This window comes from Streptomyces venezuelae (assembly GCF_008642295.1).
GTDB classification, from domain to species: Bacteria; Actinomycetota; Actinomycetes; order Streptomycetales; family Streptomycetaceae; genus Streptomyces; species Streptomyces venezuelae_C.
On the sequence record NZ_CP029190.1, the window covers coordinates 493,790 to 511,550 of the forward strand.

18 protein-coding genes and 3 pseudogenes are annotated in these 17,761 nt (G+C 70.2%); 9 read left to right on the plus strand and 12 right to left on the minus strand.

Annotation, left to right across the window (positions count from 1 at the left end):
- The first annotated feature begins 90 nt into the window (after positions 1-90).
- The 3 genes from DEJ50_RS34370 to DEJ50_RS02340 all read left to right on the plus strand — a co-directional run bounded on the left by DEJ50_RS34370 (position 91) and on the right by DEJ50_RS02340 (position 3,129).
- The gene (locus DEJ50_RS34370) at positions 91-1,206 is read left to right on the plus strand and encodes an NUDIX domain-containing protein (protein WP_223837542.1); all 1,116 of its coding nucleotides are present in this window, start codon (positions 91-93) and stop codon (positions 1,204-1,206) included.
- Positions 1,203-2,252 (plus strand): phosphotransferase enzyme family protein, encoded by a 1,050-nt coding sequence (locus tag DEJ50_RS02335; protein WP_190344217.1) that lies wholly within the window; start codon positions 1,203-1,205, stop codon positions 2,250-2,252. Before DEJ50_RS34370 ends, DEJ50_RS02335 begins: the two co-directional genes overlap by 4 nt.
- Before the next feature lie 136 nt (positions 2,253-2,388).
- A complete protein-coding gene (locus DEJ50_RS02340; RefSeq protein WP_150205743.1) occupies positions 2,389-3,129 on the plus strand; it encodes a LysM peptidoglycan-binding domain-containing protein in 741 nt (246 codons plus the stop codon).
- Here the strand turns inward: DEJ50_RS02340 and DEJ50_RS02345 are convergent.
- The 5 genes and pseudogenes from DEJ50_RS02345 to DEJ50_RS02365 form a co-directional block, all read right to left on the minus strand.
- Positions 3,126-3,668: a TerD family protein gene (locus DEJ50_RS02345; protein WP_150205744.1), complete on the minus strand. Its 543-nt coding sequence runs from the start codon at positions 3,666-3,668 to the stop codon at positions 3,126-3,128. The two genes, DEJ50_RS02340 and DEJ50_RS02345, sit on opposite strands and share 4 nt — an antisense overlap.
- A 32-nt stretch (positions 3,669-3,700) precedes the next feature.
- Entirely contained in the window at positions 3,701-4,249 is a 549-nt protein-coding gene (gene rraA / locus DEJ50_RS02350; protein WP_150205745.1) for a ribonuclease E activity regulator RraA, read from the minus strand.
- 102 nt (positions 4,250-4,351) lie between these two features.
- On the minus strand, positions 4,352-5,950 hold the full coding sequence (locus DEJ50_RS02355; protein ID WP_150205746.1) for a peptide-N4-asparagine amidase: 1,599 nt from the start codon (positions 5,948-5,950) through the stop codon (positions 4,352-4,354).
- Between the two features lie 132 nt (positions 5,951-6,082).
- Positions 6,083-6,385: a tyrosine-type recombinase/integrase gene (locus tag DEJ50_RS02360; RefSeq protein WP_150205747.1), complete on the minus strand. Its 303-nt coding sequence runs from the start codon at positions 6,383-6,385 to the stop codon at positions 6,083-6,085.
- Between the two features lie 146 nt (positions 6,386-6,531).
- Positions 6,532-6,744 (minus strand): annotated as a pseudogene (locus tag DEJ50_RS02365) (IS5/IS1182 family transposase); the annotation flags it as partial.
- 201 nt (positions 6,745-6,945) lie between these two features.
- On the opposite strand from DEJ50_RS02365, the gene DEJ50_RS02370 reads away from it, so the two are divergent.
- Positions 6,946-7,371, plus strand: a complete 426-nt coding sequence (locus tag DEJ50_RS02370) for a hypothetical protein (RefSeq protein WP_150205748.1) — start codon at positions 6,946-6,948, stop codon at positions 7,369-7,371.
- A 19-nt stretch (positions 7,372-7,390) separates the two neighbouring features.
- Here the strand turns inward: DEJ50_RS02370 and DEJ50_RS02375 are convergent.
- The 3 genes and pseudogenes from DEJ50_RS02375 to DEJ50_RS02385 form a co-directional block, all read right to left on the minus strand.
- Positions 7,391-8,397, minus strand: a pseudogene (locus tag DEJ50_RS02375) (IS5 family transposase).
- Positions 8,398-8,470: 73 nt separating this feature from the next.
- Positions 8,471-8,833, minus strand: coding sequence for a hypothetical protein (locus tag DEJ50_RS02380; RefSeq protein ID WP_150205749.1), 363 nt, complete (start codon positions 8,831-8,833; stop codon positions 8,471-8,473).
- Complete coding sequence (locus tag DEJ50_RS02385) at positions 8,817-9,212, minus strand: HNH endonuclease signature motif containing protein (RefSeq protein ID WP_150205750.1); 396 nt, start codon at positions 9,210-9,212, stop codon at positions 8,817-8,819. Before DEJ50_RS02385 ends, DEJ50_RS02380 begins: the two co-directional genes overlap by 17 nt.
- A 34-nt stretch (positions 9,213-9,246) precedes the next feature.
- Between DEJ50_RS02385 and DEJ50_RS02390 the strand changes: the two are divergent.
- The 3 genes and pseudogenes from DEJ50_RS02390 to DEJ50_RS02400 form a co-directional block, all read left to right on the plus strand.
- Positions 9,247-9,582: pseudogene (locus DEJ50_RS02390) on the plus strand (transposase); the annotation flags it as partial.
- Between the two features lie 178 nt (positions 9,583-9,760).
- Complete coding sequence (locus DEJ50_RS02395) at positions 9,761-11,362, plus strand: ISL3 family transposase (protein WP_223837543.1); 1,602 nt, start codon at positions 9,761-9,763, stop codon at positions 11,360-11,362.
- Between the two features lie 56 nt (positions 11,363-11,418).
- Complete coding sequence (locus tag DEJ50_RS02400) at positions 11,419-11,850, plus strand: DUF4259 domain-containing protein (protein ID WP_190344219.1); 432 nt, start codon at positions 11,419-11,421, stop codon at positions 11,848-11,850.
- Between the two features lie 69 nt (positions 11,851-11,919).
- On the opposite strand, the gene DEJ50_RS02405 is transcribed toward DEJ50_RS02400, so the two are convergent.
- Both DEJ50_RS02405 and DEJ50_RS02410 read right to left on the minus strand, forming a co-directional pair.
- Positions 11,920-12,279, minus strand: a complete 360-nt coding sequence (locus tag DEJ50_RS02405; protein WP_150205752.1) for a nuclear transport factor 2 family protein — start codon at positions 12,277-12,279, stop codon at positions 11,920-11,922.
- Between the two features lie 25 nt (positions 12,280-12,304).
- Complete coding sequence (locus DEJ50_RS02410; RefSeq protein WP_150205753.1) at positions 12,305-13,090, minus strand: SDR family oxidoreductase; 786 nt, start codon at positions 13,088-13,090, stop codon at positions 12,305-12,307.
- 107 nt (positions 13,091-13,197) lie between these two features.
- Here DEJ50_RS02410 and DEJ50_RS02415 point away from each other — a divergent pair, with 107 nt between their 5' ends.
- Positions 13,198-13,704 (plus strand): winged helix-turn-helix transcriptional regulator, encoded by a 507-nt coding sequence (locus tag DEJ50_RS02415; RefSeq protein ID WP_190344220.1) that lies wholly within the window; start codon positions 13,198-13,200, stop codon positions 13,702-13,704.
- 246 nt (positions 13,705-13,950) lie between these two features.
- On the opposite strand, the gene DEJ50_RS02420 is transcribed toward DEJ50_RS02415, so the two are convergent.
- Positions 13,951-15,054: a hypothetical protein gene (locus DEJ50_RS02420; protein WP_150205754.1), complete on the minus strand. Its 1,104-nt coding sequence runs from the start codon at positions 15,052-15,054 to the stop codon at positions 13,951-13,953.
- A 152-nt stretch (positions 15,055-15,206) separates the two neighbouring features.
- Between DEJ50_RS02420 and DEJ50_RS02425 the strand changes: the two genes are divergently transcribed.
- The gene (locus tag DEJ50_RS02425) at positions 15,207-16,022 is read left to right on the plus strand and encodes a glutamate ABC transporter substrate-binding protein (RefSeq protein WP_150211836.1); all 816 of its coding nucleotides are present in this window, start codon (positions 15,207-15,209) and stop codon (positions 16,020-16,022) included.
- Between the two features lie 60 nt (positions 16,023-16,082).
- On the opposite strand, the gene DEJ50_RS02430 is transcribed toward DEJ50_RS02425, so the two are convergent.
- On the minus strand, positions 16,083-17,726 hold the full coding sequence (locus DEJ50_RS02430) for a beta-N-acetylhexosaminidase (RefSeq protein WP_411757666.1): 1,644 nt from the start codon (positions 17,724-17,726) through the stop codon (positions 16,083-16,085).
- Positions 17,727-17,761 lie beyond the last annotated feature (35 nt).

Genomic DNA, 17,761 nt, shown 5'->3' on the forward strand with positions numbered 1-17,761 from the left:
TTGCCTTTGTTTTTTGCTCGTGTGACCGTGTCAGAACGGGCGCTGTCTGCGTTGGTCCGGTGTCGTCCCGGACCTGTACAGGAGCCGCCCGTGCCCGCGCCGCCCGCATCTCCCTCCCCGCCGGGACAGCCCGGACGGCAGCCCGGACAGCAGCCCACCCCGGAGGAGGTCCGGGCGCACTACGCGGCCCGGCCCTCGCCGCTGGTCGCGGCGACCGGGATCGTCCTGGACGATGCCGGCCGGGTGCTGCTGCTGACCCCCTCCTACAAGGAGGGGGTGGAGCTGCCCGGCGGCAGCGTGGAGGACACCGAGACGCCCGAGGAGGGCCTGGCCCGGGAGCTCACGGAGGAACTCGGGCTGGACGTGCCGGTGGGCCGGCTGCTCGCCGTGGACGCGCGGGCGCCGGGCGAGCTGGGCCGGTCCCTGGTGGTGCACGTCCATCTGGTGGGGCCGCTGACCGCGGAGCAGGCGGCGGCGATCCGCTACGCCAACGGCGAGGTGGCCGAGGCCCACTGGCACACCCCGGAGGAGGCCCACCGGCTGCTGCCGGAGCGGATCGCGCCGCGGCTGCGGGCCGGGCTGGCCGCGCTGTACGTGGGCTCGATCGCCCATCTGGTCAACGGCGTCCCGCAGCCCGGCTCCCCCGCCGCACTCGACCCCGAGCGGCGGGCCGCGCTGGAGCATGCCAACGCGCTGGACTCGGCCAGCCACCGGGCCAACCGGCCGAAGGCGTTCACCGCCGCGCACATGCTGCTCACCGACCGTTCCGGCCGGGTGCTGCTGGTACAGCCCGCCTACGGCGCCGGCGGCCGGTGGCATCTGCCGGGCGGCGGGGTGGACAGCGACCTCGGGGAGAGCCCGCGCGACGGGGCGCGGCGCGAGGTCTGGGAGGAGCTGGGGCTGGAGGTGGAGCCCGGCAGGCTGCTGGCCGTCAACTGGGCGAGCCATGCGCCGTATCCGGCCCGGGTGGCGTTCACCTTCGACGGCGGGGTCCTGGACGACAGCACCCTCGCGCAGATCAAGCTGCCTCCGGAGGAGCTGCGGGAGTGGCGGCTGGCCGGGCAGGAGGAGCTGGGCTCGCTGGTCCGGCCGAAGCTGCGGCGGCGGATCGAGGCCTGCCTGACCGCGCTCCGGGAGGGCACCGGGCCCCTGGAGCTGCACGCGGGCCGGCCCTGGACCGGCCCCGGCCCGGACCCGGCGCCGTGAACGAAGGGACGGCCGCACTGCTGGCCCGGGCGTACGGACTGGTCCCGCACACGGTGGAGCCCGGCCCCGCGGGCACCGAAAGCGTCAACCACATCGTCACCGAAGCGGGCGGAGCACGCTGGTTCGTCAAGGGCCATCCGCCGGGCGCCGATCCGGTGGCCGTGGAACAGGCCCTGGAACTGGGCCGGTTCGCGGGCCGGGCCGGGGTGCCGGTGCCCGAGGTACGGGAGACCGGGGACGGCCGGCTGCTCGCCCGCGCCCCGGCCGGCGGCAGCCCGGCCGCCGTCTCGGTCTCGGCGTACGTGGCCGGGGCGGAGACCGCCGAGGGCGGGTTGTACGGGGGCCGCTGGGCCGCCGTCGGCCGGACCCTGGCCCGGCTGCACACGGCGCTGGCCCGGCACCCGGGCGGCCATGTCCGGCTGGCGCCGTCCACCGTCGTCCACGACCCCGGAGCCCGGCGGGACCGGCTGCGCCGGCTGATCGAGCGGTACGAGGAGCGGCCCCGCGAGGGCTTCGAGGGGTGGGCGCTGGACGCCGCTCGGGACCGGCTCGCGCTGCTGCCGCGGATCGACGAGCTGGCCGCAGCGCTCCCGGACCGGCTGACCGTCCAGGCCGTACACGGCGACCTCGCCTCCCCGAACCTGCTGCTGCGCGGGGAACGGGTGGCCGCGGTCATCGACTTCCGGCCGCCCGGCCCGCGGGCGGCGGTCTGGGAGATCGCCCGGATCGGCTGCGATCCGCGGACGGTGGTGACCCGGGCCGACTGGCCGGCCGGTCTGGCCCGGCTGATCGCCGCCTACCGCGCGGCCCGCCCCGGCTTTCCGGCGGCCGAACTGGCCGCCGTACCGAGGACCGCGCTGTGCGCCCTGGCCGGCTCCGTGTACCCCCTGAACGAACCGCTGGACCACCCGCAGTCCGTCACCCGCTCCCTCCGCACCTACGCCGTGACCCGCGACCGCGCCATCACCCTGCTCCTGGAGCGCCTCCCGGAGGCCGAACGGGCCGTCGCCGAAGCCCTAAAACATGTCCGCTTTGCTCCGCTATAGCGACACAAAAACCGGTTTAAGAATTGATCAGTGAGACCGGTCATAGTGCGTAATTCCTCTCTTGTTTCAGCCACTCTGGCTCGTTTACGGTCACCGCAATCCCGATGGGTCCCCCCAAAACCTGAGGAATTGCGCCATGGCCGGAAAAGGCAAGCACCGTCGCCCCAAGAACAACCCGCTCACCCGTGGATTCCTTTTCGCGGGGACCGGCGGCGCCGCACTGGTCCTGCCGCTCGTCGGAGCGACCGGGGCGCAGGCCGCCGCGCCGGCCGCAGTACCTGCCGCAGTACCGGCCGCCGCGCCGGTGAAGGCCCCCGGTACGTACTCCGTGGCGACCGGCGACTCGCTTTCGAAGATCGCCGCGAAGTACGGGGTGGCCGGGGGCTGGAAGAAGCTCTACGAGGACAACCGCGCGGTGATCGGCAACGACCCGTCGCTGATCCGACCGGGGATCAAGCTCACCCTCAACGGGGACGGCGGCCGGCCGGCCGCCGAGCCCGCCCGGGCCGCCGCCGAGCCCGCCCGGGCCGACCGGTCCACGCGCACCCCGCTCTACGCGAACAACCTGGACGGCTGGATCAAGGAATCCCTCGCCATCATGGCCGAAAAGGGCATTCCGGGCACCTATCAGGGCCTTTACAAGAACATCATGCGCGAGTCCAGCGGCAACCCGCGGGCGATCAACAACTGGGACATCAACGCCAAGAACGGCATCCCCAGCAAGGGGCTGCTCCAGGTCATCGACCCGACCTTCAAGGCGTACCACGTGCCGGGAACCTCGTTCGACTCCTACGACCCGGTCGCGAACATCACCGCCGCCGCCAACTACGCCGCCGCCCGCTACGGCTCGATCGACAACGTGAACGGGCCCTACTAGACCGCGCCCATCAGGCGGGTGAACTCCTCCGGGTCCGCGGTGAAGCCGTGGACCGCCGGACGCAGGGTCCACCCGCCGGAGGCGTCCCGGGCGAATTCGGCGACCGTGGCCGCCGAGGCGTCGGCCACCGACGCGAAGTCGTCGGACACAAGATCGGTGTGGCCCTCCCGGATACGGAGGGCCGTGCCCGCGACATCACCGAAGGTCTTCGTGCCGTCGCCGCCCTGGATCACCACACCGATCACCACCCGGGCGAGCGCCTCGCTCATCCGGTCCAGTTCCAGGGTCATCACCTCGTCGAAGCCGAAGCCCTGCCCGGTGCGGCTGTCCCGGTTGAGGGTGATGGTGCCGTCCGGGGACCGGTGGCCGAAGTGCACCAGATGGACCGGGGCACCACGGAGGCCGTCCGCGGCGTAGACCGCGGCGACGATATCGAGATCGTTGGCCGGGCTGCCGGCCGGGCTCGGGTCCCATTTCAGTGCGACCTCGACCTTGGCCAGGCCCTTGCGCACACTGCTTCGGCTGCCGCTACCGCTCATCGAACTTCCCCTCCTCGACCGGTCGTTCCACCCTACTCCCGCTCGGGGAGCACCACGACGCCGTCCTCGTCCGCGTACACCGTCCCGCCGGGGCGGAAGGTGATGCCGCCGAAGGACACCGGCTCGTCGACGGTGCCCGCGCCGGTCTTCCCGCTCTTACGGGGGACGGTGCCGAGCGCCAGCACCCCGAGGTCGAGCCCGCCGAGGGCCACGCTGTCCCGGACCGCCCCGTGGACGATCAGCCCGGCCCAGCCGTTGCGCTGGGCCGCACCCGCGATGAGGTCCCCGACCAGGGCGGTGCGGAGCGAGCCGCCGCCGTCCACGACCAGCACCGCGCCCTCGCCCGGCGTGTGCAGCAGCTCGCGCAGCAGGGCGTTGTCCTCGTGGCAGGCGACCGTCCGTACCGGCCCGGCGAACATCCGGCGGCCCCCGATCCCGCGGAACTGGAGGCCGCAGACCGCCAGCCGCTCGCCGTACTCGTCGTACAGGTCGGCGGTGGGTACCGGCTTGACGGCGGAGGCGGGCGTGGCGGGTGTGGCAGGGGTGCCGGTGGGGTCGGTGGCGTCGGTGGCGTCGGACATGGCGGCGGCTCTCCGTTCTGCGGCACGATCGGCCGATCGGACGATCGGACGGCTCGGGATGATCCATCGTTCCATGGCCGCCGCCCGCCCGGCAGTCCCGTCTCAGCAGCGGCGGCGGTCCTCGGTGACCGTGCCCTGGGCGGTGCCGACGGTCCGGTCGTAGCAGCCGGCCGTGCCGTACCGCCGATAGCGCTCGGAGCTGGTGCCGACCGCGTGCCGCTGGTCGCGGGGGACGCCGGTGGTGTAGGTGGCGTCGCCGGTGTAGCGGTGGTCCAGCCGCTCGGCGGACATCGTGCGGCCGTCGCGCAGGGTCAGGGTGTCCGCCCGGTCACCGAGGGCGAGGACGGTCCGCAGCCGGTCGCCCGCGCCGAGGGTGGTCTCGCCGTCCATGGTGTACGTGCGCTGGGTACGGGTGGTGGTGCGTCCGCTGGTCACGGTCTCCCGGTCGGTCCAGGAGGCCGTCAGCACGTCCCGGTCCTCGCCCTCCGTCCACCGGTGCATTGAGGTGTTGGCGAGGGTGCGGGTGACGGTGGTCGTGATCCGGCCGTGGGAGGTGTCCAGGTATCCGGAGACGGTCAGGCTGTGCCCGCCCCGGGTGTCCAGCCGGTGTTCCGGACCGGCCGTGTGGACCGAGGAGTTGGCCGGTTCGCCCGCCTCGTGGCGGGTCAGTCCGCCGGTGACGACCTGCCGTGCCGCGTCCTGCCACAGCAGTACGTTGACGGGGGTGCTCCAGCCGGTCTGCCCGGCCGGGACCCCGGCCACGGACACCTCTATCCGGTGCGGGCGGCCGTCGTTGAGGAGTCCGGCGAACGGGGTGAGGTCGTAGACCACCGGCTGGACGTCGAAGGCGCGGGGTGCGGGGGTGACGTACCAGAGAAAGGGGTTGGACCAGCCGCCCGTCCAGACGGTGGGGAAGGGTGCGGCGATGCCGGCGAGCCGCCCGTCCACGGCGATCCGCACCTCCCGGTAGGGGCCCTCGGCCGCCTTGCAGGAGTACGGGGCGGCGTCCGGGACGGTCAGGTACCAGTACTCCTCGCAGCCGCCGCCGGAGCCGGTGGCGTACACCTCGGCAAGGATGCGCTCGGTATTGCGCGGGGTGGTGAGGGTGCCGCCGGTGAGCGGGAGCACCCGGTCGGGGGTGGCGGCGGGCCGGACCGGGCCTTCGGCGGCGTAGAAGGTCAGGGTCGCCTTGACGTCGATGACGCCGGTGTAGGTGTCGTTGACGACGTTGCCGATGAGCATCTCGACGGGCTGCGGGCGGCTGAGGACGTCGCGGTAGCGGGTGACGTCCTTCTCCACCGCCCAGGTGATGCCGTCGGGTGAGGGCTGCGGGGTGGAGGTGCGGAGGATTTCGACCCCGCCGAGGGTGAGGTTGCCGAGCCGGTCGTACTGGCGGCCCTTGACCTTGCCGTCGAGCCGCAGCACCACCTTGGCCCAGGGACCGCCGCAGTCGGCGGGCGGAATGTAACTCCCCTGGTACGGGGTGAAGTCGCGGAACTGTGCCTCGGCGAGGGTCTGGGTGCAGGACCGGGTGGCGGGCCTGTCCACGGGCGGGTTGGCGGTGAGCGGGTCGTGCCAGTCACTGCCGAACTCGGGCGGCGGGGGCGGGGTGCCGGCCGCCGCCGGTGTTCCGGTGCCGAGCAACGAGCCTGCCGCGAGCAGGAGTCCGCCCAGCAGGCTCGTGATCCTCTGTCGTCTCATGGCCCCGCAGTGAAGCGCGGGCCGGTCCCGGCGGCCAGGCGGCGGACCGGCCGATGGCCGGTTCCCGCCCCTGAGCGTCCGGGTGGGCGGCGGCCCGGCGGGCACGGGTGCCGGTACGTCGAGTACCGCCGATCAGGGTCTCTGACCTGCAAAAACGCTTCTAGGCGAGCTCGGCAGGGGACAACGGGGCACATCGCCGAGGACCGCCTCGACGGCTACCCGCGTCGTGTCCTCGCCGTCAGGCCACAGGTGCGTGTACGTGTCGAGCGTGATCGACGGCTTTGCGTGACCGATTCGCTTCTGCACCGTCTTGACGTTCTCTCGGTGCTTGATCAGCAGCGAGGCGTAGATGTGGCGCAGGTCGTGCATGGTCGCCCCGGCCGGCACGCGGAGCAGCTCAGGCTGTTTCCCGTCCGGGCGGCCCTTCCTGACCATGCGGCGTGTGCTCGCTCGTGGGTTACGGCGAGCTATCTATTCGCGTTGGTGATCATGCGCGCCCATCGTAGTCTCGGCCCCCGTCGCAGTGCAGCCGACGGGGGCCGAGATCCATCGTGCCCTCTAGGGTCTGTTCTGAATTCAGATCATGATGTCGGTTTCAGGCTGCGGAGCCAGATGACGGATCCGCGCAGATGGAGGCCTGCTTCGAAGCTGGTGGGCGTCTTGTCGTAGCGCGTGGCGATGCCCCGCCAGTCCTTAATCTTGTTGATGGCACGCTCGACGGTGTTGCGATCGCGGTACAGACCGGCGTCGTGACCGACGGGCCGCCCGCCACTGCTGCCCCGCTTCTTCCGGTTAGTGAGGGTGGGGTGGTCGCGCCGGGGCGATGGTAGGCGCCGGGTCGGCGGGTGCGCAGTGGCGTCTCGGACTGGGGGAAGATCTGTCCGGCAAACCGAGACGGTTCACCCCTTCGAGCGAATGACCGCCGCATCCTCGCCGCAGCCGGGTAGGGATGCCGTGATCCGGCGACAGCGCCGGGCTATGCGAAGGAGACCCTCATGGTCGACTGCTTCCTGCCCTTCCAGTTCGTATCCAAGGGCGAGACGCTGGAGGTGACCGGGAGTCTTCCGCTGCGGGACGTGTCGGGGCTGACCGTCAAGGTCCTGGTCTCGCAAGCCGTCGTGCTCGGCGCCGACGGCAAGGCCGGGGACAACAGCCCAACCGGCGAGGGGATCAAGAAGGGCGTCAGCTCGTCTTTCAGCTCCAACAAGCTGACCGTGTCGGTGCCGTGCGACCGGGTAGCCGGCACGTGGACCCCCGGAACACCCGTGGCGTACGTCGCCACCGTCTTTGACTCCTCCGGCAAGCAGGTCGGCTCCGACAGCGGTATGCGCAACATCGAGGGCGGCAACAACGGCCCCTTCGCCTTGTTCTCCGCGTTCTCCGACAGCGGCATGGCCATCGACATGGCCGACTTCCGCTAGGGTCTGCTCTGAATTCAGATCATGATGTCGGTTTCAGGCTGCGGAGCCAGATGACGGATCCGCGCAGATGGAGGCCTGCTTCGAAGCTGGTGGGCGTCTTGTCGTAGCGCGTGGCGATGCCCCGCCAGTCCTTGATCTTGTTGATGGCACGCTCGACGGTGTTGCGATCGCGGTACAGACCGGCGTCGTGACCGACGGGCCGCCCGCCACTGCTGCCCCGCTTCTTCCGGTTGGCGGCCTGGTCGTCCTTCTCCGGGATCACCGCCTTGATCCGCCGTTGGCGCAGGTAGGCCCGGGATGCGTGGGCGGAGTAGGCCTTGTCGGCGGCCACCGCGTCGGGGCGGGTGCGTGGCCGGCCGATCGGACCCCGCACCTTGACCTTGTCCATGACCGGGATGAACTGCGGGTTGTCCGCGCCCTGGCCCGGGGCGACCACGAAGGACAACGGCCGGCAGCGCCGCTCGGCGGCCAGATGGGTCTTCGTGGTCAGGCCACCGCGCGAACGCCCCAACGCGGCCGCCTTCAGCCTTGCCCGACGGCGGCGGCGCAGCCGACGCCTGTCCTCCCGCTCGGCGTCCTCCGCACCGTCAGCGACCGCACTCCGGTCAGCTACTGCCCCGGTTTGTCCCTTCGCTGCAGCCCCTTTTCCTCCCCGACGGCCTTCTCCAACTCTTCCAGCAACTCGGCGTCCACGACCATCCCGGCCGCGTGATGATGCGCACGGGAAACGGTGGAATCCACACTGACCAGCGACAAGTCGACCTGCCCGCGCGCGGCGGCCTCGGCGATCATCCCCTCCATCAGCGCCTGGAAGACGCCCTTGCGCGTCCAGGAGCCGAACTGGCCGTAGATCGTCGGCCAGTTGCCGTACCGCTCAGGGACATCCCGCCAGGGACTCCCCACCCGAAACCGCCACATCATCGCGTCGAACTGCCGCCGCAGGTCCGGGATCGGCCCCGTCGCCGCCATCGGCAGGAACGGCTCGACCAGCTCCCACTCACTGTCCGTCAGATCGCCACGAGTCATGGACCCCTTCTACCAGTCGCCAGGCAGCCGACGAGCCTGAACCGCTATTCATGATCTGAATTCAAAACAGGCCCTAGTAGTCACCTCGCGCACTCCGCAGTTGCTTGGCCGCGTACGTCAACTGTTCAATCAGATGCGCTGACCCTGCGAGTTCTTCGGCAGCGTCACGTAGTGTGTTCGCCGAGTCCTCCAGCCCCCGCAGCTTGTCGGCAGCCGACCGAAGAGTGCCAGCGCTGTCCTCAAGGCCACGCAAGTCCTGGGCAGCTGATTGCAGCATCCATGCAGCGTCGGGATCAACACCGAATCCATGCACGCGGGGGTCCGTCAACTCCGCGACCAGCACTCGAAGAGTCGCGGCGGCCTCGGGTGCGATGCGTGCAAGCTCAGCAAGCGCCTCGTGTGTCTCGTCGAAGAACGACTCAAACGACTCGGTCACCAGTTCCCTGAGGCGTGCCTCGGTGAGCCCCCGAAGCCCCTGCAACGCTGCCAGCCCCGGACTCTCGTTCCCGCTTCCATTGGCCGAGCATCGCGACGCTGTACTGGTCGCTGTCACGGCCATCGACACGCATGTGGTGAGCCTTGCACAGCAGCAGCAGATTCGCGAAGTCGTTCTTCTCTTCGAGAGTCATCTGTGGGTCAAAGCGCTTGCCCCCGGAGCTGACGGCGCGGATGTGAGCAATTTCCAAGTTCAGAATGTGCTCGCCGTCCACCAACTTCGTCACCGGCTCGTCGCAGCCCGGCCAGTAGCAGGTACCACGGCACAAAGACATCAGTGCTGCGTGGGTACCCGGCGTGTACTTCCGAGCTTCGCCCATGTTGCTCCCCCTCCGTCGTCAGAGATCGCGCAGCCACTACGTGATCCTGGACAATCTGTCCGCCCACAAAGGCACTGGCATCAGCCGCTGGGCGAAGAAGCACAAGGTCGGGCTGTGCTTCACCCCGACCTACGCCTCGTGGGCCAACCCGATCGAGGCCCACTTCGGACCACTGCGGCAGTTCACCATCGCCAACTCCAATCACCCCAATCACACCGTTCAGACCCGGGCCCTGCCCGCCTACCTCCGGTGGCGCAACCCCAACGCTCGCCACCGCGATGTCCTGGCCGCCGAACACAAGGAACGCGCCCGCATCCGCAGCGAGAAAGGCATCCGCTGGGGCGGACGGCCTCTGCGATTGGCGGCCTGACCTGGCAGGAAGGTGAGTCGCCGAGATTGCGAGGCGAGCGGGGCTTTTCACCTGAGGCGGTTCTGGCTCAGCTTTCGTGCAGTGGCCACGGTGAGTGACGGCTGAGCGTGTCCGGACGGCATTCGAAGTCGCCCAAAAATGGACGGTGGTCAGTTCCGCTGGGCTGACAGTCCGGGCTGTGGAAGACGTTGCCCTCCAGCTGAAGGCGCTGTTGTTCCCGGCGATCGCGGACATCGCGGTGCGGTCGGTGGACGTGGATATCGAGAACGTGCGCCTTGACGCGCAGTGCACCACGGCCGGCGCTGCCTGCCCGGGATGCGGAGTCTGCTCGACCCGGGTTCACAGCTCCTACCTGCGGTTTCTCGCTGATGTACCGAGCGCCGGACGAAGCGTCGTACTTCAGCTGCGGGTCCGGCGATTCCGGTGCGGGAACACCAAGTGCCCACGTCAGACGTTCGTGGAACAGATATCCGGCCTCACCCGCAGGCACGGCCAGCGCACCGAACGACTGCGTTCCATTCTGACCGCAGTCGGCCTCGCCCTGGCTGGTCGAGCCGGCGCCCGCCTGGCTGCCGTGCTTGGCACGTCCATCAGCCGGAGCACGGTCTTGCGCCTGGTCGAGGCGCTGCCCGAGCCAAAGGTGCCGATGCCTCGGGTGGTCGGCGTCGACGAGTACGCCACCCGCAAGGGCCGCCGCTACGGCACTGTCCTGGTGGACGTCGAGACCCGCCGTCCGATCGATCTCCTGCCTGATCGAGAAGCATCAAGCCTGGCCGCCTGGCTCGCACAGCGGCCAGGGATCGAGGTCGTCTGCCGGGACCGCGCGCCGTTCTTCGCGGAAGGCGCCACGGCCGGGGCACCCCAGGCGACGCAGGTCGCCGACCGCTGGCACTTATGGCACAACCTCGGGGAAGCCTCCGAGCGGGCGGTCGCCCGCCACCGCCAGTGTCTTCGCGTTCTGGTCCCCGATCCCGTGGCGAAGGCCGACGAACCCGCGCCGCCCGAGGAGAAGACGGACTCGCCATGGCGGAGCGAGCGGTTCGCCAACCGCGTCCGAGCCCGGCACGCCACGGTCCACGCGATGCTGGAAGCCGGCCACAGTCGCCGTTCCATCGGGCGTCAGCTCCAAATGACCCACCGGACCGTCAAGAGCCTCGCCGACGTGGCCAGGCCGGATGACCTCTTTCGCGGCCAGTGGCAGCACAACCGGACCTCCGTCCTCGACGAGTACAACCCCTACCTGGATAAACGTTGGGACGAGGGCTGCACCAACGCCTGGAAGCTGTGGGAGGAGATCGTTCCCTTGGGCTATCGCGGCAGCTATGGCAGAGTCAGCGCCTACCTGCGAGAGAAGCGCACCGCGCCACGGCCGGTCACCGCGCAACCGCCGGCTCCCCGCGTGGTGACGAGATGGATCCTCAGCCGACCCGAGACGCTGACCGAGATCGAGCAGCTCCGGCTCAAGGCCGTCCTGGCCAACTGCCCCGAACTCGATGCCCTGACCGGTCACGTCCGGTCCTTCGCCCAGATGCTCACCGAGCGGCAGGGTGAACGACTTCCGCAGTGGCTCGACGCCGTCCGCCAAGACGACCTTCCCAGCCTCCACACTCTCGCGGCCGGTATCGACCGAGACCGCGACGCCGTCATCGCCGGCTTGACGCTGCCCTGGAACTCCGGCGTCGTCGAAGGACACGTCAACAGGATCAAGATGCTCAAGCGCCAGATGTTCGGCCGCGCAGGCTTCGACCTCCTGCGCAAACGAGTCCTGCTCGCCCCGTAGTCATGTTGTCAGTCCCTGATGCGAGGATCCGGGCGACCATACGCAAGGAGATCAGCATGGGCACCTGGGATACCGGTCCCTTCGACAACGACACAGCCGCGGACTTCGCCAACGCCCTCGACGAAGCCGAGCCCGAGGCTCGCGAAGCCCTGATCCGAGGCGTCCTCATCCGGACGATCGACGCCACCGGCTATCTCACGGAAGCGGAAGAGGCGGTGGCCGCCGCCGCCTTGATCGCGGCGCAATGCCCGGGAGGCGAACCCGTCGACATGTCCTACGGCCCGGAATCACCGATGCCCGTGTTCCCTTCCGACCTTCGGGCACTCGCCGACGGAGCCCTCGCCCGCATCGTCGGCGACGAGGACGGGCCGGCCTCAAACTGGTTCGATCCGGAGGACTGGAAGCAGTGGCGAGCCATACTGACGCGCCTTCGCGCAGTGCTTGCCCCGCCACCCCCTTCCATTGCTCTCTTCGATGTCCAGCCGTAACGGAGCGTCACTCAGCACGGAAGTTGAGCCAGAACCCCTGAGGCGGCAACGGGTGGCGCCGGCAGGGACTCAGGGTTCGATGACGAGGCGTTCGATGAGGCCGTCGCGGAGTGTGAACTGGTAACGGAGATCGATGGTCCCGCCAGGGAAGTTGCCTTCGAGGTGGTGGGTGGCGATGTAGTGGGTTGCGTCGGTCTGCTGGGCGCCGGTGAGGTGGATGGTGTAGGTGAATTCGGTGGCCGATCGGTTGAGCCATTCCCCGATCGCCTCGATGCCCTCGTAGGTGTTGCCGTCGTCGATCACTGTGGCTTCGCGGGTGAACGCCGTGATTGCGGCAGCGGTGTTGTGGGCGCGGTGCGCCGTCAGGTAGCGGGTGATCACCTCGGGCAGGGTGTCCGGGGTGCTGGTGCGGGGCTGGATGTCGTGCATGACGCTCCTTGGGGTGGTGGCGGGTTCAGACGGTGGGGGTGGTGCCGCCGTCGATGACGTGTTCGGCACCGACGATGGCCGAGGCGCGGTCCGAGACGAGGAAGGCGACGAGCTCGGCCACTTCCTCGGGCCGGTTGGGACGGCCCAGCGGGATGCCGCCCAGGGAGTCCATGAGCCGGCCCAGCGCCGCTTCCTGCGTGATGTCTGCGTCGTGGGCGATCCGGGCGACGAGGTTGTCGGCGGCCGAGGTCTGCACGAAACCGGGCGAGACGGTGTTGACGCGGACGCCGTGCGGGGCGACCTCGTTGGCCAGGCCCTTGCTGTAGGTGGTCAGGGCGGCCTTGGCCGCGGCGTAGGCCAGGGTTCCGTTCCACAGCGGCATGCGGCGCTGGATCGAGGTGACATGCACGATCACGCCCTTACCTGTGGCGATCATGTGCGGCAGGAGTGCGCGGTCCAGGCGCACGGCGGCCAGCAGGTTCGTGTTCAGCTCCCTGGCCCAGTCGTCCTCGCCGAGTGCGGCGAACCCTCCGGCAGGTGCCTCGGACCCGCCGAGGGTGTTGACCAGGATGTCGACGCCGCCCACGCGGGCGTCCACTTCGGCGGCCACGTGAGAGGCGCCCTGGGCGGTGGACAGGTCGGCGGTGATGAACGCCTTCTCCTCGACGTCGTCGGGGTGGCTGCGGGCCGTGACCAGCACGGTCGCGCCGGCCTGGGCGAGACGTCGGGCGATGGCGGCTCCGGTGCCCTTGGTGCCGCCGGTGACCAGAGCGCGTCGGCCTTCGAGGGATTCGCTGATGGATGTGGTCACGGTGTACTCCGTTCCGGGTGCGGGCGCAGAAGGCACCACCCCCTCAGTTACTGCTAAAATAGAAGCCACTAACTTCGATTTTAGCAGTAACTGAGGGGATGGCCACCATGGCAAGCCGGATCAGGCCGGAGGACCGGGAGTGTCCACTGTCCACGACGGTGGAACACGTAGGCGAGTGGTGGACGCTGCTGATCCTCCACGACGCCTTTGACGGCTACACGCGCTTCGACCAGTTCCAGGAGAGCCTGGGCATCTCCTCCAGCATGCTCACCACCCGGCTGAAAACCCTCGTCGCCGACGGACTGCTGCAGCGCCGGCCCTACCAGACCAACCCCGTACGCCACGAGTACGTCCTCACCGAACTCGGGCACTCACTCCGACCGGTGATCATCGCCCTGGCCGCATGGGGCAACTCCCGCCTCACACCGGCCGAACGCAGCATGATCCTCATCGACGCGCACAGCGGCGAGGAAGTCGAGCCTGTCCTCGTCGACGCCAAGACCGGCCGCCGACTCGACGACAGCGACACCTATGTCTTCACTGCAGGTCCCGCAGCCAGCGACGCCATGCGCCACCGATATGCGACACGACCGGCCACCTCCGCAGAGGCGTGAGGCTGACCCAAGCCAGCGCCGAACAGCCGCGTGCGGTGCCGGACGCACCTCATTACTGATCGAACTAGATCAAGTGAAGCGAGGGGCAACGTCGGTCGTTTTCCAAGAATCGCCATCGTGGCCATCAGCGCGGCCCAACCTGGTGAACCTTCCCGGTCACAGCAATAGAGAACTGAAAGCGCAGGTCAGAGGCCCGATCGGGCAGTTCGTCGGGTACCGCTCCACCGGTCCCGGCGGGCCCGGGGGTCACCAGGTGCCGTCGGCGACCGGCTTCCCCGGTTGGTCGCCCAGCGGCTGGACCTGGCCCGGGACCGGCGGCACCCACGGGGTGTGGTCCTCGCCGAGCCAGTCCCCCACGGGCTTGACCTGGCCGAGGGTGTCGCTGGGGGCGAGGTCGGTGCCGTCCTCGTCGTAATAGTCGAACCAGGGCAGTCCGGCCCGGGTGTACGCGGCCCGGTCGACCGGGGAGGGCGGGGCGGGCTCGCCGGTGATGCGCTGCCACTCGGGCGGGGTCACCAGGTGCACGAAGACCCGCCCGGCCGGGTCCGCCGACCAGTCCGAGAGCGGCCGTTCGTCCTGGTAGACCTCCTGCTTCATCGATCCGCCGACGCCCAGGCCCATGGCCGCGGGAGCGGCGGCGCGGGCGGGGGCGGGGGCTCCGGGTGGCGGCGGAGCGCCGTAGCCCCCGGGTGCCATCGCCTGCAGGGGCGGCATGGGCGGCATGGCGGGCATGGGGACGGCACCACCGCCCGGTACCGGGCCGCCGGGGCCGCCCGGGGCTGCGGGTGCACCGCCGTACGCCGCCCGGGGCCGCTGCTCCTCCCGCCATGCGGCGAGCCGGGGCCCGGACAGCGGGAAGGCCTGGAGCTGCACCCCGCCGGTGGTCTCCTCCCCGGTGACCTGGCCCTCCACGGTAGCGCCCAGCCCGAGCGGCACGGCGACGAACTGGCGGACGGTCCCGCTGCCCGAGTTGATGCCGTCCAGCCACGGCTGCCGGGGCAGCACCACGTAGTTCTGCGGACGCCGCGCCAGCCGTCCGGTCCACCGCTCCCCCGATACGGCGCACACCTTGCCCACGCCGATCTGCAGGGCGGCGGGCTCGCGGGTGCCGGCGAAGCTCAGCCACATCGCCTCCCGCAGGTACACCGGGAGGATCACGCCGCCGCGGGCCCGCCACTCCTCGGGCACCGGGCCGGGGCAGTCCTCGATCCGCCGCAACGGGAACTCTCCGATGCCCGGTGGCAGCGGGTGCGTGCCCGACTCCGGCAGCCGCAGCGTCCGGATGAACCGCACCTGTACCCCGCCGCCCATCAGCAGGGCGTTCCCCTCGATCCGTACGGAACCAGCCATCCTCGTGTCTCCGCTCCCCGCCCGCCGCCGCCGCAGGATCTGCGGCAGAACCGGATCGTTATCCTCAAGTTTTCCTCAGAACTAGTGACGGTGCGCGCGTGGCCTTTCTAGCTTCCTCACGAGCCCCCCGTTCGTTCGATCGAAAGTCCATGATGAAGGTTTCCAAGGCCGGTGCGGTCGCCGCAGTGACCGTACTCGTCCTGACCGCTTCCGGGTGCGGTGAAGACGCCGCAGACCTGCCCACCATCTCCATCGGGATCAAGTTCGACCAGCCCGGTCTCGGGCTTCGGGAGGCCGGCGGCCGGTTCACCGGATTCGATGTGGACGTGGCCCGGTACGTCGCCAAGGAGCTCGGGTACTCCGAGGACCGGATCCGGTTCAAGCAGGTCTTCAGCTCCGACCGGGAGCTGATGCTCCAGTACAACGAGGTCAAGTTCGTCGTCGCGAGCTACTCGATCAACGAGAAGCGCAAGGCGAGGGTGGACTTCGCGGGCCCCTACTTCGTGGCCCACCAGGACCTGCTGGTCCGGAGCACGGAGACCGGCATCACCAAGGCCGAGGACCTGAACAGCAAGAACCTCTGCTCGGTGACCGGCTCCACCTCCGCGGAGAACATCCGCACCAAGCTCGCCCCGAAGGCGTACATCACGGAGGTCGGCGGGTACTCCGAGTGCGTCACCGCGCTCAAGGAGAGCGTGCTGGACGCGATGACCACGGACAACGCGATCCTCGCCGGGTACGCCGCCCAGGACATCAACCAGGGCAAGTTCAAGCTCGCCGGGCTGAGCCTGAGCAACGAGAAGTACGGGATCGGCCTGAAGAAGGGCGACACCGAACTCCAGACGAAGATCAATGCGGCGCTGCGCAAGATGGTCCAGGACGGTTCCTGGGAGAAGTCGGTCAAGGCGAACTTCGGCGCGGTGAACTTCAAGCACGAGCCGGCGCCGGCGATCACCGAGGGCAGCTGACCCGGGACCGCAGGGTCGGGGACCGGCGGGTCGGAGACCGGCGGGTCGGGGACCGGCGGGTCAGGGGGCGGTGCGGCCGACGCGGTCGACCAGGGCGGTGAACTCGTTCCAGGTCGGCTTCGGCGTCCGCTCGTCCCACACCTTCTGGGAGAGGGCTGCCAGCGGCAGCCGGATTCCGTCGGCCACCTGGGCCTGGGTCTGGGAGCGGGCCAGGTCGGCCCAGACGGCGAGCCGGGCGCCGAGGATCTGCTCCTGGTAGCGGGCCGGCACCGGGGTGGTGCCGCGCAGCACCAGCGGGGTCCACTGCTCGTAGATCCGGCGGCCGGTGGGGTAGGTGAACTCGTTGGGTTCGCCGAGCACGTAGTACAGGTACTCGTCGTTGAGGTTGAGCACCTTGCGCCCCTCGGCGAGGTACGGCAGCGGCGGGCGGGCGCCGAGCTCCTTGCCGGTCCAGTACTCGGCCTGGATGTCGGCGGCGGGGCGGGCGATGCCGCCGGCGAAGAAGCCGTCGTTCCAGGCCTTGAGCTGCTTGCCGGACGGGCGGATCACGGCCGCCCGGTCGTTCAGCCAGCCGGTGGCCAGGTCCTGGACCCGGGCCCCGGCCCCGTACCGCTGTCGGGCGGCGCGGGCGAGCTGCGGGAAGGACGCCTCCGGGTTGCTCCGGGTGAGGGCCTGGTATTCGTCGGCCCCCAGGTGCCAGGCCTTGGCCGGGAACAACGGCTGGTATTCGCGGAGCAGTTCGTCGACCAGCTTGGCGGCGGCGGGGTTGGATATGTCCACCGCGCCCGGGACGGCGCGGCCGTTCACATCGGTCAGCCGGAGCTGTGGGTGGGCCTTCAGGACCGCGCCGAGGTGGCCGGGCGAGTCGATCTCGGGGACCACGTCGATGTGCAGGCTCTTGGCGAGGGCCACGATGCGGCGGACCTCGGCCTTGGTGAGGTGCGGGGTGGAAACGATCTCGGGGTGGCTGGTGGATTCGATCCGGAAGGCCTGGTCGTCGGAGAAGTGCAGGCCGAGCTGGTTGAGTTTGAGATCGCCCATCTCGCGCAGCCGGTCCTCGATCCAGTCGGGCGTGAAGTGCTTGCGGGCGATGTCGAGGTTGAGTCCGCGCTGGGGTTTGGCGGGCCGGTCCCGGACCGTTCCCTCGCCGAGTGAACCGTCGGCCCGTACCGCCTGTTTGATGGTGCGGGTGCCGTAGAACACGCCGGCCTCGTCGGGGCCGGTGACGGTGGCCTGCCCGTCGCGGACGGTCAGGGTGTACGACTCGGGGGTGCCGGAGCCCGGTGCGCCGAGGGCGAGCCGGACGTCGCCGCGGCGGGGCGCGGCGGTTCCGCCGTAGGCCAGTCCGATCTCCCCGGCGAGCAGCCGCCCTTCGTCGGTGAGGCCCGGGCTCTTGGCATCGACCACGACCCGGGCGCCGTCGGAGGGGCGCCAGCCGGGGCCGCGGGCGGGGGTGAACTCGTGGACGGCGGGGACCGTGTCCGGGGCGGTGGACAGCGGGTACGTGGGCGAGGGAGTCGGCGCGGGGGTGGGGGCCGCCTGCGGAGGGCCGGGCGGGGTGCTGCCGGGGGCGGCCGGGCTGCGGGGGTCGTCCGGGCCTGCGCCGCTGCTGCAGCCGGGGAGGGCGAGGGTGAGCGCCGCGGCGGCGGTGGCCGTCGCGATGAGCCGGCTCCTCCTGTGCTTCCTGAACTGCCGCATCATCATGCACCTGTTCCCCCGTACCAACGTCCCATGCGGCC

What these genes read in the sequence shown, in the direction of transcription:
- DEJ50_RS02360 (WP_150205747.1), bottom strand. Translation starts at nt 6,385, where the DNA reads ATGGTCAGGAAGGGCCGCCCGGACGGGAAACAGCCTGAGCTGCTCCGC.
- DEJ50_RS02340 (WP_150205743.1), top strand. Translation starts at nt 2,389, where the DNA reads ATGGCCGGAAAAGGCAAGCACCGTCGCCCCAAGAACAACCCGCTCACC.
- DEJ50_RS02345 (WP_150205744.1), bottom strand. Translation starts at nt 3,668, where the DNA reads ATGAGCGGTAGCGGCAGCCGAAGCAGTGTGCGCAAGGGCCTGGCCAAG.
- DEJ50_RS02430 (WP_411757666.1), bottom strand. Translation starts at nt 17,726, where the DNA reads ATGATGATGCGGCAGTTCAGGAAGCACAGGAGGAGCCGGCTCATCGCG.
- DEJ50_RS02420 (WP_150205754.1), bottom strand. Translation starts at nt 15,054, where the DNA reads ATGGCTGGTTCCGTACGGATCGAGGGGAACGCCCTGCTGATGGGCGGC.
- DEJ50_RS02400 (WP_190344219.1), top strand. Translation starts at nt 11,419, where the DNA reads ATGGGCACCTGGGATACCGGTCCCTTCGACAACGACACAGCCGCGGAC.
- DEJ50_RS02425 (WP_150211836.1), top strand. Translation starts at nt 15,207, where the DNA reads ATGAAGGTTTCCAAGGCCGGTGCGGTCGCCGCAGTGACCGTACTCGTC.
- rraA (WP_150205745.1), bottom strand. Translation starts at nt 4,249, where the DNA reads ATGTCCGACGCCACCGACGCCACCGACCCCACCGGCACCCCTGCCACA.
- DEJ50_RS02385 (WP_150205750.1), bottom strand. Translation starts at nt 9,212, where the DNA reads ATGGGCGAAGCTCGGAAGTACACGCCGGGTACCCACGCAGCACTGATG.
- DEJ50_RS02355 (WP_150205746.1), bottom strand. Translation starts at nt 5,950, where the DNA reads ATGAGACGACAGAGGATCACGAGCCTGCTGGGCGGACTCCTGCTCGCG.
- DEJ50_RS02415 (WP_190344220.1), top strand. Translation starts at nt 13,198, where the DNA reads ATGGCAAGCCGGATCAGGCCGGAGGACCGGGAGTGTCCACTGTCCACG.
- DEJ50_RS02370 (WP_150205748.1), top strand. Translation starts at nt 6,946, where the DNA reads ATGGTCGACTGCTTCCTGCCCTTCCAGTTCGTATCCAAGGGCGAGACG.
- DEJ50_RS02405 (WP_150205752.1), bottom strand. Translation starts at nt 12,279, where the DNA reads ATGCACGACATCCAGCCCCGCACCAGCACCCCGGACACCCTGCCCGAG.